Genomic DNA, 14,916 nt, shown 5'->3' with positions numbered 1-14,916 from the left:
TTTTTCCCATTAAATATTTCACTTACTTCATTATATAACGAAGTAAAAAAAGTATGCATACAAAATGACCAAATTAGTTTTACATTCAATAATAACAAATATATAGGAAATGTCATAAAAAATACAAGTATTTTCTCTTGGGAATACTTGTATTTATCAAAAAACCCTCCCAGCTTTTCATTATCTGTGAGGGTTTCTTCTATTATATATCTAATTGTACTTCTACACCGAAATGATCAGAAATTACATTTCGATTTGTTCCATTAAAAATGACTTTTGAAGAATTAACTGTTTTACTTTGATTGCTTAATATTAGGTCGATTCGTAAGTTTTGTTTATTTTCATCCCAACCAGCAATCTCTCCTTGGACAGTTGTTCCTTCATCCTTCTCTATCGCTAGTTCATATGTGTCATATAAACTTTTTTGCATCGTATACTCATAACCCTCTCCTTCCAAACGAGCATTGTTATTAAAATCACCCATTAAGAAGGAAAGTTCATTGCTATTTACACGCTCCATTAAACGATCAACTTGGTCTTTGAATGATTCTTCTTCATCATTCCACCAACCAAAATGGCAAGAATAAAACGTTATATTCTTATCATTATAAGCAATTGTTGCACTTACAATTTTGCGTGTTTTCCAATACGTTGTATCCTTATTTTCTGAGACAAAGAACGTATCTTCCTTTACAATGTTGTGCTTTGTTATAATTGCTAATCCTTCTTCGTACACATCATATCCAATATGAGAGAAATCCCAAATAATATTGTATTCTTTTACATTTAATGCTCTTAACTCTTCTAGCAGTAAAAGTCCAAAATTATCTTTTTTCTTGTTACCGCATACATTTTCAGCTTGTATAGACTGACTTACTTCTTGCAATGCGATCACATCATAATCTTCTTCTTGAATTGCTTTAGCAAGATACTTTATTTTTTCAATTTGATTCTCTTCTTGCCAAGAGTGACAATTTAAAGTTAGCAATTTCATATTATTACGCACCTAACATATCTTGAATATCTGACTTTAATACGTCAGCTTTCGGGCCATATACTGCTTGTACACCTTTATCTTTTACAATAAGTCCTAAAGCACCATTTTGTTTCCATTTTGCTTCTGGTGCAACGGCATCTAAATCTTTTACTGTTACACGTAAACGTGTCATACAAGCATCTACGTCAGCAATATTATCTTTTCCGCCCAATAAATCAATAACTTTTGTTGCTAATGAACCATCTTGTACATTTCCTGTTCCTTCTGTTGACTCATCTTCATTATCAATATAGTTTCCTGCACGCCCTGGCGTTGGTAAATTGAATTTTTTAATTAAGAAGTTGAATAACGTAAAGTTAAGGCCGAAGAACACTAATGAAACAATGACAAAGTTGATTAAGTCTCTCGTTAAACCTGCATTGATCATCATTGGTGTACGTGTAATTAACTCAATAAATCCAAATGCATGAACACGTAAATTAATTAAATCCGCTAATGCGAATGCAAGTCCTGTTGTAATTGCATACACAACATATAATACTGGTGCAATAAACATGAACATGAATTCAATTGGTTCTGTTACACCTGTTAAGAATACTGCTAATGCAGCTGATAAGAACATTGGTTTATATTTTGCACGTTTTTCTTTATCAACATTACGGAACATCGCAAACGCAATCCCCATTAACGCTGCCGTTGAGCCGATAACTTGTCCAGCTTTGAAACGAGCTGGTACAACGTTATTTAATAAATCGTTATATGCTTTCGTATCTCCATTTGCTAATAAGTTATTTAAATCTGTAATCCATGCAAGCCATAACGGATCTTGTCCCGCTACAATTTGTCCAACCTTTGAGCCAGTTAACATCGTATATGTTCCGCCTAGCTCTGTGTAGTTCATCGGAATTGTTAACATATGATGTAATCCAAATGGTAATAATAAACGTTCTAACGTTCCATATACAAACGGTGCAATAACTGGTGCACTATCTTTAGATGCTGCAATCCAGCGACCAAATTCATTTAATCCACTTTGGATAAATGGCCATACAAGTGATAATACAATCGCAGTGACTGTAGACCAAACAATTACAACGAATGGTACGAATCGTTTTCCATTAAAGAATGCTAATGCCTGTGGCAGTTTATTATAATTGTAGTATTTGTTATATAAAGTAGCTCCTAAGAAACCTGTGATAATCCCTACGAAAACTCCCATGTTTAATGCTGGTGCACCAAGTACAGAAGTAAAGTAATCTTTTACAAGTAAATCTCCTGCTAAAAATGAAGAAACTGTCGCTTTTGAATCCGTTAACATTTGAGCGTTTACGCCAAATATAGCTCCTGTAATTCTGTTTGTTAAAACGAATGCTAATAGTGCTGCAAATGCACCACCCGCTCGATCCTTCGCCCAAGATCCCCCAATTGCTACTGCGAATAAGATGTGTAGATTTGTAATAATTGCCCAACCGATGTCTTCCATTACTCGAGCAATGGTATGAACTGCGTTAACATCCCCAGCAGACATCCCAATTAACTTACCGATGGAAATCATTAAACCAGCTGCTGGCATTACAGCTACAACAACTAGTAACGCTTTCCCGAACTTTTGCCAAAAATCAAAAGACGTAATTTTCATCTGTTTTTCCTCCCCTTTATTTATAACAACATAATGATTTAAATTATAATTTCTGTTTCTCTTATGAAAACGATTCCTTATGTTTCTTTTTCTCTTTACGCAACCGTTTTCATAAATCTATTTTAATAAAAGCGTTTTCACATTGCAATAGAAATTTATTTTTTTTCATAAAAAAAGATGCTCAAAGAGCATCCTTTTTCATTATAAAATGCGATAAACCCTTGTTTCATAAGGTTTCAACGTGATTGTAGTTATTTGTTCATGTTCCGCAACTTCATAGTTATTTAAAAGCAAACGTTTGCGTTCTAATGCAAATAAACTCTCATTATACACAGATTCCTCTTTTGAGATATTACTAATTACAATGACTTTTTCATCCTGTAGCGTACGTGTATATGCATAAATTTGTGGATCGTCTTCTAATAGTAAATCGTACGTACCGTAGTTCAGTACATCGTGCTCTTTTTTCAAGGCAATCATTTTCTTATAGAAATTGAAAATAGACTTTTCTTCATTTTTTTGCTTTTCAACATTAATTTCTTTGTAATTTGGATTCATGCTAAACCAAGGTGTACTTGTTGTGAAGCCAGCATTCATTTCATCGTTCCACTGCATAGGTGTACGTGAATTATCGCGGCAAGAAGCCCATATAATTTCCATCATATCTTGATGTGATACGCCCTCTGCAATTTTCTCACGATATAAATTTTTAATTGCTACATCATCGTAATCTTCAATATTTGGGAACTGAACATTTGTCATACCAATTTCTTGTCCTTGATAAATAAACGGTGTGCCGTGCATAAAGAAATACATCGCTCCTAAAGCCGTTGCACTTTCACGCCAATATTCTTTATCATTTCCCCAAGTAGACACAATACGTGGCTTATCATGATTTTCAATATATAAAGCATTCCATCCCTTATTTTCTAAACCTTTTTGCCACTTTGTTAATACTTTTTTCAACTCAACAACATCAAGATCTTTCTTCTTTTCTGCATCCCATAAGCTTAAATGCTCAAATTGGAATACCATATTGAATTTACCATTCTCTTCTCCAACCCAAAGATCAGCATCTTCAACTTTCACACCATTTGCTTCTCCAACAGTCATAATATCGTATTTAGCAAATGTGTTTTCTTTTAATTCTTCTAGTAATGGCTGAATACCATTTACATTCATATGTTTGTCAAAAGAAGGCACATACTTTAACCCTTTTGGGTTTGGCATATCCTTGAGGCCATCTTCTTTTTTTATATGACTAATCGCATCGACGCGGAAACCATCAATACCTTTATCAAGCCACCAATTAACAGTATCATATAAAACTTCACGAACTTCTTTATTCTCCCAGTTCAAATCTGGTTGTTTACGCGAGAATAAATGTAAATAATATTGCTCTGTCACTTCATCATATTCCCATGCAGAACCATTAAAGATACTTTCCCAATTGTTTGGTTCCGCGCCGTCTTTACCATCCTGCCAAATATACCAATCACGCTTCGGATTGTCTTTAGAAGAACTTGATTCAATAAACCATGGATGTTCATCACTTGTATGATTAATAACTAAATCAATAATAAGCTTCATGTCACGCTTATGAACTTCATCTAGTAGCATATCAAAATCTTCCATCGTACCAAATTCATCCATAATATCTTGATAGTCACTAATATCATAACCATTATCGTCATTAGGTGATTTATACATTGGACAAATCCAAATTACATCTATACCTAAATCTTTTAAATAATCCAGCTTTGCAATAATCCCCTGTAAATCTCCAATACCATCACCATTTGAATCCATAAAGCTACGTGGATAAATTTGATAAGCGACAGCTTCTTTCCACCATGTCTTATTCATACTAATTCTCTCCTTTTGCATCCCATCGGATTTTTTATGCAAACGTTTTCGTAACACTATCATAACAAAATATGAATAGTTTGCAACTGTTTTCATTGAACTCTATGTAGTTTCCTTATTCTTATGCCTTATTTATTTCTCACAAAGATAAAGTGAAACTTTAATCGTTAAGGAGATGTCCATTCCCCGCTGATTATTAGCCCTTACCAATCGAGCTTTTACGAGCAGCCCTATCTTCTTTGTTTCAGCCGGATTGTCTTACTGATCGCAAATAACGGGATAAATCTAACCCTTCTCTTCTTCTCGTCCATGCGTGTTAAATACACTCTTCATATACTAATACAAGCTCATATTATTTCAGAAAGGAGATATAAATTGAAACAAACAAAATTAACTGGTCGTATCGTCGTTCCCTCGGATCCTAGGTATGACATAGCCCGAATAAATTTAAATTTAAGCATTCCAAAATTTCCTTGTATTATTGTTTTTTGTCAAAATAAAAATGATGTGTGTAACGCCTTAAAATGGGCACGTGAGCGTCATATACCATTTCGCTTAAGAAGTGGACGACATAGCTACGAAAATTTCTCTCTTTTAAATGGCGGGCTTATTATTGATGTGAGTGAAATGAAGCAAATTACGGTTAGTACAGAAAAATTAACAGCAACAATTGAAGCGGGTGCAAATCTTGGCACTGTGTATAAAGAACTTTGGAAATATGGTGTTACAATACCAGCTGGCACAAGTGCAAGTGTCGGAATTGTGGGGTTAACACTCGGCGGTGGCATTGGCATGCTTTCACGCTTATTTGGACTAACATGTGATCAATTAGTAGAAGTCGAAATGGTACAAGCGTGCGGGAAATTTGGTGCAAAAATCATTCGTGCAAATGAACAAGAAAACCCTAACCTATTTTGGGCATGCCGTGGCGGTGGCGGTGGAAATTTCGGGATTATTACTTCCTTAACCTTTCGAGTCCACCCTATTAAAAACGTATCAATTTTCTCACTTACATGGGAATGGAAAGACTTTGTTGCTGCCTTTCAAGCTTGGCAAAACTGGGCACCTTATATAGATGAACGTCTCACTTCATCAATTGAATTATTCTCTAAACAACGAAATAAAATCGAGGTGAAAGGTGAATTTGTCGGCTCTCCTTCTGAACTCTATCATCTATTATCTCCTCTTCTTGAAACTGGTAATCCTTCTCTCTTTATAGATGAAGTCCCGTATATAAAGGCTGTTCAATTCTTTAATAGCGGCAATATTCCTGAAAAATTCAAACGCTCTGGTTCCTACGTATATAAACCTATCCCTCTTAAAGGTATTCAAATCTTACAATATTTTCTTTCTCATGCACCAAATAAAGATGCGAGTATTTGGCACCAATCACTCGTAGGTGCTGTAGAAAACATTTCGCCTAATGAAACAGCTTATTTCCACCGCAAGGCAATTATTGCTCAAGAATATATTACTTCTTGGAAATGCAACGATGAAGAAAACCGAAATATACGCTGGGTTAAAGATTTACGGGAAAGCTTAGATCCTTACACACTGGGAGACTATGTCAATTGGCCCGATATCGACATAAAAAATTGGCAAACTAGTTATTATGGCTCTAATTTTCAAAGGTTGCGTAAAGTGAAGACAGCATATGATCCTTGTAATGTTTTTCGTTTTCAACAAAGTATTCCTCCTTTCCATATGTAAAAAGGAAGAACAGAATTCTGTTCTTCCTTTTTACATTGAAAATCGTTCAATGGTTTGTTTCAAGTCCGCTGCTTGCTTCTCTAAATCCTTTAATAATTGATCGATTACTACCATATTTTTAGATTGTTGCAACGTCACACGTGCCACTTCTTGTGAACCAGCTGATGTTTCCTCAGCAATTGCTGCTACAGCCTTCGTCTGTGCTCCTGTTTGATGAATGTGACTCACTTGCTCGTTCATATAGCTACTAATTTGCTTAGTTGCATCGGCAACTTCCATAATGCTTGATGACATTTCTTTTAAAATTAATTCAGTAGCTTCTCCTCGTTTTGCCTCTTCTTTAGCTGTTTTCACTTGCTCCGTCATTTTCAATGCGACTTGTTGCACTTCCTCTTGCATATTTCGTAATAACTGCGATATATTTCTTGCAGAATGATCGCTTTCATCAGCAAGTTTACGTACTTCTTCAGCTACAACTGCAAAGCCCCTTCCATGCTCTCCAGCACGAGCTGCCTCAATAGAAGCATTTAATGCTAATAAATTCGTTTGACTAGCAATCTCACTCACAACAGAAACAATATGTTCTACTTGTTTCATTCGTTCTTCTAACTTCTGTACATTTTGCATCGAATCTTCATTCTCTTTTGCCAATGTTTGAATGCCTTGAATTAAAGAAGTAAAGACACGTGTACTTTGTCCTAAAGCTTGAACCATTTCTAAAGACAATTCGTCGGACTTTTTTGCTTTTTCTTCTACTTCACTCGCAATAGAGGTTGTTGTATCGACAGTTGAAACAATCGCCTGAATGGAAGCTGCTGATTGCTCGGCGCCAGAAGAAATCTCTGCAAGAGTTTCAGACACACCGCGTGCTTGCTTTGTCGCTTCCCCTGTTTGTCTTCTAATTTGCTGAACTTGATTATTTGTATACGAAAATGTAGTATCAATATTTTTTACCATACCTCTTAAGTTCTCGAGCATCATATTAAATGCAACACTTAAAGATTTAATCTCATCATCTACTTTTGGCAACGGGACATCTTCACGAATATCACCATCAGCCGCTTTCCTTGCTGCTTCTTCCAACTTTCGAAGTGGTTTAATTAAAAATATTGCTGCCCCATACGCTAAAATTCCAGACCATACTACACCTAATAACATAACGATAATATTATAAACAGTTTGACTTACATAACTTTGAAAATAATCATATATAACGTAAATAAAAAATAAACTTGTTGAATATGTAATTAAAGCTAAAACTGTAGTGAATAGCATAAGTTGTGTACGTAAGCCAAAGGAAAATGTCTTCCTTTCTTTTTCCATCTCTTCTTTCCCCCTTCTTATAAGCAATATAAGTGCTACCTATATATTATTATCCATATTTTCGTTATAGAAAGATATAGAGATTTTAAAAATCATAATTCCCTTGAATATCAAATTCCGTCAAAAAAATAAAGGATTCTGACAATTTATGACTAATAACAGAAATAAGGGGCAACATTTGTAAAATATATTTTTGACTGGGGGTTTTGTATGATTCAAGTTCGAAATCTAGTAAAATCATTTGGCTCACTTGATGTTTTAAAAGGAATTGATTTAGAAGTAAAAGAAAAAGAAGTTGTTGTTTTAATCGGTGCCAGTGGTTCCGGCAAAAGTACATTACTTCGCTGTCTTAACTTTTTAGAAATGTACGATGAAGGTGAAATTCACTTACAAGGTGAACGAATTGATCCGAAGCATTCAAATTTAAACAAAGTCCGTGAAAATGTCGGTATGGTTTTTCAACACTTTAACCTCTTTCCTCATATGACCTCACTAGAAAACATCATAGAAGCACCTATTCACGTAAAAAAATTGGAGACAGCAGACGCGAAGGATGTTGGGAATCAACTCCTACAAAAAGTCGGCCTACAAGATAAGGCGGATGTAACTCCTCACCTACTTTCAGGTGGTCAAAAACAACGCGTTGCGATTGCACGAGCTCTTGCTATGAACCCTAAAATTATGCTATTTGATGAACCTACCTCAGCCTTAGACCCTGAACTTGTTGGAGAAGTATTGCAAGTTATGAAAGAACTTGCTGAAGAAGGAATGACCATGATTATTGTTACTCATGAAATGAATTTCGCAAGAGATGTAGCTGATCGCGTCATATTTATGGATGACGGAAAGATTGTAGAGGACGCTCCGCCAGCACAATTCTTTTCAGCTCCATCACATGAACGAGCAAAACAATTTTTACGCAACGTTTTATAATGTAACTTCTGTTTCAAATGAAAAGAAATACATCCATACGGTGCACAACTAATTGTCCAAATAAAATATCTCAGTAACATACTTAAAACCATCCGTATGATCAATATATAGGAGGGGTTTTATGAAAAGAAAACTATTAACCATTGTTGCGAGTATTACATTATGTACATCCTTCATACTAGGAGCCTGTAGTAAGGAAAGTGCTACTACTTCTTCAAATGGTGAAAAAGAATTTCGTTATGCGATGAGTGGATTATATAAACCTTTTAACTATAAAGAAAATGACGGAAAGCTTGCCGGTTTTGATGTGGAAATTGGTGAGGCACTTGCGAAAAAAATGAATATGAAACCCACTCCTATTACAAATCCATGGGAAACGCTAATTCAAGGTCTACAATCGAAAAAATATGATGCTATATTGGGCAGTATGGCAATTACAGAAGAACGCTTAAAAGCTGTTAGTTTCTCCAATCCTTATTATCGCTCTGGTGCCCAAATTTTTGTGGCTAAAAAGAATACATCTATCTCTTCTCCAGAAGATTTGAAAGGTAAGAAAATTGGGGTTGTAAAAGCTAGTACCTTTAAAGACCTTGTTGCAAAACATACAGATCAAATCACAGAATATGATAGCGATATTACTGCACTTATGGACTTAGAGCCTGGACGTATTGATGCAGTAATCACTGATCAAATGGTCGGTTTACGTATGATCAAAGAAGGTAAATCAAATATAAAAGAAGCTGGAAAACCATTAAATCTTGATGAAATGGGAATTGCTATTCGTAAAGATGATAAAGAAATGGTTGAGAAAGTAAATAAAGCTTTAGATGAAATCATTAAAGATGGTACGTATGAAAAGATCAGTAAAAAATGGTTTGGGCGTAATATTCTTGGAGACGAGGCAAAAACAAAGTAAGTTAGCCATTTAGAGATTTCATAAATCATGCCCCACTTTGTATGTGGGGCACTTCATTCACTACTAAAATCCATACAATATGAGGTGACACATATGTTTGAAATTTTTATCTCTACCTATCCCACACTCTTAAAGGCTACTATTGTCACATTACAATTAACATTAACATCCCTATTACTCGGTTCACTAATTGGATTACTAGTCGCTTTCTTTCGAATCTCTAACAATAAGGTTTTAAATAGTATTGCTCATGTATATATCGCCATTATTCGTGGTACACCTTTAATTGTTCAAATTGCCATTCTCTATTTCGGTATTACATCGATTATTGTCTTCACTCCTTTTTGGGCAGGAGCAATTGCTTTAGCAATCCATAACGGTGCATATATTACTGAAATTTTCCGCGGATCCATTCAGTCCGTTGATCGTGGACAATTGGAAGCTGCTCGCTCTTTAGGGATGCCTTACCCTTTAGCGATGCGCCGGATTATATTACCACAAGCATTTCGTCTGTCTCTTCCCCCTCTAGGGAACCAATTTATTATTGGATTAAAAGATTCTTCACTTGTCGCTTATGTAGGAATGTCCGAATTATGGGGATCCGGTTTATCAATTGCCGCAGGTAACTTCCAGCAATTAGATACATATATCATTGTTGGTGTATACTATCTCGCACTAGTTCTTCTATTTACTTATCTTGTCAGTCTTCTAGAAAAACGACTACAACGAAAAGAAAATAACTCTGTCCAGGTCAAGACGAAGAACAAGAAAGAAGTCTCTTTATAACAAAAAGCAAGCTCTAAGAGAGCTTGCTTTTTCATCGTAAGATATGTCTATTATTGATTTACTTTTTTTATAGTCTCTTTTTCCTCTATATGTTCCTCACGATATGAAATATTATGAGGATCCAATCCATTTCCTAAAGAACCATAGAAATGCTCCCTATGCGGATCAACTAATTCACTTCCGTGATAATACACACGTGGTGTATTCCAAAGTGCTGCCAAAGCTTTTGTCATCGGCATTTCGTGATAGCGTTCCGGCCACATTTCTTTAATTTTATCTTTTACTAATGGATAGTATTTAGAACTCATAGCAGGAAACAGATGATGTTCTGTATGGTATGAGAAATTGAAATGTAAAACGTCTACCCAGCGCGGTACTGTTACTGATAAACAGTTTGCTAAAGGATCATTTACTGGAACAATAGGATTTAAGCGGTGATTTGTTGCGATATACGCCATTACAATAAAGTTAGCAATTAACAACGGAATCACGTATGCAAAGAACCACTTTGTAGGTCCCATAATAAACAATAAACTAATCCAAACTGTCCAGGGCAAAAGAAGTTGAAGCCATACAGATTTTTGATTGGATGACTTAAATTCTTTTATAAAATGAAAGAACATTCGAGTCGAATGTAACGTAAATTGAATTGTTAGTGACAGGAAACTAAAGAATGAACGTACATGAAGAGGCATGCGATATACCCAGCTCAAAAACTTACTCTTTTTCAGTTTCTCAAATGTCGGCCATGCATCTGGATCATTCTCTTCATGCTGTGTGTGAACATGATGCGTTGCATTATGCCACTTTCTCCAAAGTTTTGGGCCAGTTGATAATGGCATAAATGCTATCGCACCTAAAAAATCACGAAGCCATGCCTTTCTTACAACTGTTCCATGTAAAATTTCATGTCCTAAAAATCCAAGTGAAGCAAAACATAATCCAAGAACAATTGCAATTCCTAGATTTGCCCACACATTCAATTCAAATACACCGATCGTTATTAAACCAGCCAATGCCACAAGTAAATAAGCCAGTCCACCAAATAATCGATTAGGAACTGGTTTAAATGCTTTTTTCGGCAAATGTGGTGCTACACGTGCTGCATACCACCCAAACGTATGAAGCTCCTTCATCCTTTTGCCCCTTTCTTATGCCGCGCCCCGCGCAACTTGCATATATCAATTCTTGCTTCCAGATTGATTTTACTACGTGATCCAAAAAGCATTTATCATAAGGAAAATATACTCACTCTATCGTCACTTAATTTTCGCTTTTATTATCAATGAAAAACATTTCTCTTTTTACTCTCTATCAACCTTTCCACATGATGAATCATAACAATAGAATTTCTATATTGTCAACAACTTTTATGACCTAGTAATAAAAGTTGGTTATATTTTTATAATTATACTTTATTTCACTAAAGAAAAAGCATAGATTTCATAAGGCTTTATCAGGTATATATACATATCCACTTAAACAACATAGACTCTATCTTATTCAAGAACTCTCTATGTAATCAACAAATGGAATCACTTGAATTTAGCTTTATATAAATCCTACTTCTTCATACTGCCCCAATAAAATAATTATATTAAAATATTTTTTCTTTCATTTAGTAAGAATAGAACGCTACGAAAACAACATACATGAATTCCATATAATATGGAAATATTAAAAGGAAAATTGTTCTAATTTGGAGGTTTTCAAAATGACAGATGACACATTTCCGCAGTTACCATCATCCTATTGGATTGAATCTACTCAATTTCCTACTTTTCCACATTTATCCGAAAATATAAAGACAGAAGTTGCTGTTATCGGAGCTGGTATTACAGGCATTACCACCGCCTATTTACTCGCTAAAGAAGGAATGAAAGTCGTTTTAATTGATTCTGGTTCTGTTTTAAATGGAACAACTGGGCATACAACCGCAAAAGTAACAGCTCAACATGATCTTATTTATGATGAATTAATAAACAATTTTGGTGTTGAAAAAGCCAGGCTTTACTACGAATCAAATAGTAAAGCTCTACAATTCATAAACGAGACTGTACAAACATATAAAATCGACTGTAATTTCACAAATGAAGATTCGTATTTATATACAACTACCAATAATGGCCTGCGAAATTTAACGAAAGAATATGAAGCCTATCAAAAATTAAATATTCCTTGTGACTATGTTCAATCCCTGTCGATTCCTATTCCCGTACAATCTGCACTTGTGATGAAAAATCAAGCGCAATTCCATCCCCTCCTTTATTTAAAAACACTTTTAGAAAAGTTTGTGGAAATGGGTGGAAAAGTTTATGAGCAAACAACAGCTATTGATGTGGAAAAAGGAGATTATCCACAAGTTATTACAAAGGGTGACCATCGCATCACTTGTAAATATATTGTCTCTTGTTCACATTTTCCTTTTTATGATGCTAATAGCTTTTTCTTTACGCGAATGTACGCAGAACGCTCCTATGCCCTCGCAATAAAAGCAAAAACGGATTATCCAGGGGGCATGTATTTAAGTATCGATGATCCAAAACGCTCCATACGTTATACGACAAGCAATGGAGAAAAGTTGATATTGATTGGCGGAGAGAGCCATAAAACAGGCCAAGGAATTAATACGATGCTTCATTATGATGCACTATATTCCTTTGCTGAATCTACTTTTGGAGTAGATGAAATTCCTTATAGATGGTCAGCGCAAGATTTAATCACGCTAGATAAACTCCCTTATATCGGACATATTAACGAAAGGAATCCAAATATATTTGTGGCAACTGGATATCGTAAATGGGGAATGACGACTGGAACTGCAGCAGCTCATTTACTGAAGGACTCCATTCTAAAAGTCCACAGTCCATATAAAGAACTGTTTGCACCATCACGCTTTCATGCAAATCCGGATATAAAAACTTTCCTCTCTCAGAACATTGATGTTGCTAAACACTTAATTGAAGGAAAAATTGAAACCGCATTACGTAAGCCAGAAAATCTTGAAGTTGGCGAGGGTTCTGTTGTACATGTCAACGGTAAACGAGCAGGTGCTTATAAAGATAAAGAAGGAAAATTACATATCGTCGATACAACTTGCACACACCTCGGCTGTGAAGTTGAATGGAATAGCGGTGATTGTACTTGGGATTGCCCTTGTCACGGTTCCCGTTTTTCAATTGATGGGGATGTTATGGAAGGTCCAGCAGATCAACCATTAAAGCGAGTTGATAACGAATAAAAAAACAAAGAAGTTCAACGGGAATCCTGTTGAACTTTTTTATTTTTCATGACACCTTTTCATATAAATTTCGACATACGCAGGGAAATATTAACATTAAATAAAATAATATATTCATCTACAAATAAAAGGAGTGAATACTATGCAACCTTCTGCTCCACCTCATCTAGAATCTACAGAAACTATCTTTTCAAGTTCTATTACAAAACTTGTTGTTTTTATTTGTTGGCTAGCCATTCTAGCTGACGGATATGATTTAGGTATTTACGGCGCCGTTCTGCCAAAGCTCCTAGAAGACAAAAGCTGGGCACTATCACCAGCCCACGCTGGAACAATTGCCAGCTATGCTTTATTTGGGATGTTTATTGGTGCTATTCTAGTTGGAACCATTACAGATCTAATTGGACGAAAATGGACACTTATATGCTGTTTAGCCCTTTTTTCTATCACAATGGGCTTAGCTGCAATTGCTCCTTCTCCTGAATTATTTGGGTTATCTCGATTTATCGGAGGAATCGGATTAGGCGGTGTTATCCCAACGGCTTCAGCACTTACTGTTGAATATTCACCAAAAAAACGGCAATCTTTTATTTATGCTCTTATGTTTACCGGCTATCCTTTAGGTATCGTGTTAGGCGCTATTTTATCCATGTTTATGCTAGAAGATTTCGGATGGAGAATTATGTTTGGCATCGGAATGATTCCGCTACTCCTCATTCCTTTCATTATTCGTTATTTACCTGAGTCCATTCAATTTTTATTATCGCGAAATCGACAAGAAGAAGTGAATAAAATTCTTAATCGCTTTCAAATTGAATTCCATGTAAAAGATGAAATTCCTGAAACACCATCTAATATACAAAAGAAAAATGGATTTCTTACGTTATTCTCAAAAGATTACATAAAAGCAACACTACTTTTTTGGCTCACTTATATAATGGGAATGTTTTTAATATACGGTTTAAATACTTGGCTACCACAGATGATGCGCCAGGCAGGATACCCTCTTGGATCTAGTTTATCATTTCTACTTATACTAAATATTACTGCAGCTATCGGTGCATTATTTGCTGGGGCGATTGCCGATCGTATAGGAGCAAAAATTGTTATTAGTATCTCCTATCTTATGGCAGCCATATGTATTGGACTATTAACAATTAAACCATCTGTTACAATCATTTATCTTTTAATTGGTCTTGCTGGAATTGGATCAGTCGGTATTACTCAAACATTAAATGCTTATGTAACACAATACTTCCCATCACATATACGAGCTACCTCCTTAGGCTGGGGACTTGGACTTGGCCGAGTTGGTGCGATTGCTGGCCCTATTCTTGTCGGTATTATTATGACAATGCAATATGACTTGGCGTGGAATTTTTACTTATTCTCCTTTGCAGGTCTTATCGCAGCTATATCTGTTTTCTTTATTCCTACAAAATAAAGTGAAACTTTAATCAGCCCTCACCAATCGGGCGTTTACGGGCAGTTGACCTCCCACCTAA

At 35.5% G+C, this 14,916-nt stretch carries 11 protein-coding genes and 1 pseudogene; 6 read left to right on the top strand and 6 right to left on the bottom strand.

The annotated features are described in order from the left end of the window. Window positions 1–202 precede the first annotated feature (202 nt). The 3 genes from MHH59_RS02120 to MHH59_RS02110 form a co-directional block, all read right to left on the bottom strand. The gene (locus tag MHH59_RS02120) at window positions 203–994 is read right to left on the bottom strand and encodes an endonuclease/exonuclease/phosphatase family protein (protein ID WP_340850785.1); all 792 of its coding nucleotides are present in this window, start codon (window positions 992–994) and stop codon (window positions 203–205) included. A 4-nt stretch (window positions 995–998) separates the two neighbouring features. Beyond that, window positions 999–2,636: a PTS transporter subunit IIBC gene (locus MHH59_RS02115; RefSeq protein WP_002016687.1), complete on the bottom strand. Its 1,638-nt coding sequence runs from the start codon at window positions 2,634–2,636 to the stop codon at window positions 999–1,001. A gap of 201 nt (window positions 2,637–2,837) precedes the next feature. After that, on the bottom strand, window positions 2,838–4,502 hold the full coding sequence (locus MHH59_RS02110) for a glycoside hydrolase family 13 protein (protein ID WP_002167020.1): 1,665 nt from the start codon (window positions 4,500–4,502) through the stop codon (window positions 2,838–2,840). Between the two features lie 375 nt (window positions 4,503–4,877). On the opposite strand from MHH59_RS02110, the gene MHH59_RS02105 reads away from it, so the two are divergent. Next, window positions 4,878–6,212: an FAD-binding oxidoreductase gene (locus tag MHH59_RS02105; RefSeq protein ID WP_340850783.1), complete on the top strand. Its 1,335-nt coding sequence runs from the start codon at window positions 4,878–4,880 to the stop codon at window positions 6,210–6,212. Between the two features lie 30 nt (window positions 6,213–6,242). On the opposite strand, the gene MHH59_RS02100 is transcribed toward MHH59_RS02105, so the two are convergent. Together MHH59_RS02100 and MHH59_RS30770 are read right to left on the bottom strand one after the other, a co-directional pair. Then, window positions 6,243–7,169: a methyl-accepting chemotaxis protein gene (locus tag MHH59_RS02100; RefSeq protein WP_407060706.1), complete on the bottom strand. Its 927-nt coding sequence runs from the start codon at window positions 7,167–7,169 to the stop codon at window positions 6,243–6,245. Window positions 7,170–7,184: 15 nt separating this feature from the next. Next, window positions 7,185–7,370: pseudogene (locus tag MHH59_RS30770) on the bottom strand (HAMP domain-containing protein); the annotation flags it as partial. 375 nt (window positions 7,371–7,745) lie between these two features. Between MHH59_RS30770 and MHH59_RS02095 the strand changes: the two are divergent. The 3 genes from MHH59_RS02095 to MHH59_RS02085 all read left to right on the top strand — a co-directional run bounded on the left by MHH59_RS02095 (window position 7,746) and on the right by MHH59_RS02085 (window position 10,170). Next, window positions 7,746–8,468 carry an amino acid ABC transporter ATP-binding protein gene (locus MHH59_RS02095; RefSeq protein WP_002029539.1) on the top strand — a complete coding sequence of 241 codons (723 nt, stop codon included), beginning with the start codon at window positions 7,746–7,748 and terminating at the stop codon, window positions 8,466–8,468. A gap of 121 nt (window positions 8,469–8,589) precedes the next feature. Next, window positions 8,590–9,384, top strand: a complete 795-nt coding sequence (locus MHH59_RS02090; RefSeq protein ID WP_002091263.1) for an ABC transporter substrate-binding protein — start codon at window positions 8,590–8,592, stop codon at window positions 9,382–9,384. Window positions 9,385–9,477: 93 nt separating this feature from the next. Further along, window positions 9,478–10,170, top strand: coding sequence for an amino acid ABC transporter permease (locus MHH59_RS02085; RefSeq protein ID WP_002169270.1), 693 nt, complete (start codon window positions 9,478–9,480; stop codon window positions 10,168–10,170). Window positions 10,171–10,220: 50 nt separating this feature from the next. On the opposite strand, the gene MHH59_RS02080 is transcribed toward MHH59_RS02085, so the two are convergent. Then, on the bottom strand, window positions 10,221–11,306 hold the full coding sequence (locus tag MHH59_RS02080) for a fatty acid desaturase family protein (protein WP_002091268.1): 1,086 nt from the start codon (window positions 11,304–11,306) through the stop codon (window positions 10,221–10,223). A gap of 578 nt (window positions 11,307–11,884) precedes the next feature. Between MHH59_RS02080 and MHH59_RS02075 the strand changes: the two genes are divergently transcribed. Then, window positions 11,885–13,411, top strand: a complete 1,527-nt coding sequence (locus MHH59_RS02075; protein WP_002016701.1) for an FAD-dependent oxidoreductase — start codon at window positions 11,885–11,887, stop codon at window positions 13,409–13,411. Window positions 13,412–13,553: 142 nt separating this feature from the next. Beyond that, window positions 13,554–14,855: an MFS transporter gene (locus tag MHH59_RS02070; protein WP_340850781.1), complete on the top strand. Its 1,302-nt coding sequence runs from the start codon at window positions 13,554–13,556 to the stop codon at window positions 14,853–14,855. Window positions 14,856–14,916: the final 61 nt, after the last annotated feature.

It is taken from the genome of Bacillus sp. FSL E2-0195, assembly GCF_038003645.1.
Lineage (GTDB): Bacteria > Bacillota > Bacilli > Bacillales > Bacillaceae_G > Bacillus_A > Bacillus_A mycoides.
This window is presented reverse-complemented; position numbering and strand designations above follow the sequence as displayed.

What these genes read in the sequence shown, in the direction of transcription:
- MHH59_RS02120 (WP_340850785.1), bottom strand. Translation starts at nt 994, where the DNA reads ATGAAATTGCTAACTTTAAATTGTCACTCTTGGCAAGAAGAGAATCAA.
- MHH59_RS02115 (WP_002016687.1), bottom strand. Translation starts at nt 2,636, where the DNA reads ATGAAAATTACGTCTTTTGATTTTTGGCAAAAGTTCGGGAAAGCGTTA.
- MHH59_RS02110 (WP_002167020.1), bottom strand. Translation starts at nt 4,502, where the DNA reads ATGAATAAGACATGGTGGAAAGAAGCTGTCGCTTATCAAATTTATCCA.
- MHH59_RS02100 (WP_407060706.1), bottom strand. Translation starts at nt 7,169, where the DNA reads ATGGTAAAAAATATTGATACTACATTTTCGTATACAAATAATCAAGTT.
- MHH59_RS02095 (WP_002029539.1), top strand. Translation starts at nt 7,746, where the DNA reads ATGATTCAAGTTCGAAATCTAGTAAAATCATTTGGCTCACTTGATGTT.
- MHH59_RS02090 (WP_002091263.1), top strand. Translation starts at nt 8,590, where the DNA reads ATGAAAAGAAAACTATTAACCATTGTTGCGAGTATTACATTATGTACA.
- MHH59_RS02085 (WP_002169270.1), top strand. Translation starts at nt 9,478, where the DNA reads ATGTTTGAAATTTTTATCTCTACCTATCCCACACTCTTAAAGGCTACT.
- MHH59_RS02080 (WP_002091268.1), bottom strand. Translation starts at nt 11,306, where the DNA reads ATGAAGGAGCTTCATACGTTTGGGTGGTATGCAGCACGTGTAGCACCA.
- MHH59_RS02075 (WP_002016701.1), top strand. Translation starts at nt 11,885, where the DNA reads ATGACAGATGACACATTTCCGCAGTTACCATCATCCTATTGGATTGAA.
- MHH59_RS02070 (WP_340850781.1), top strand. Translation starts at nt 13,554, where the DNA reads ATGCAACCTTCTGCTCCACCTCATCTAGAATCTACAGAAACTATCTTT.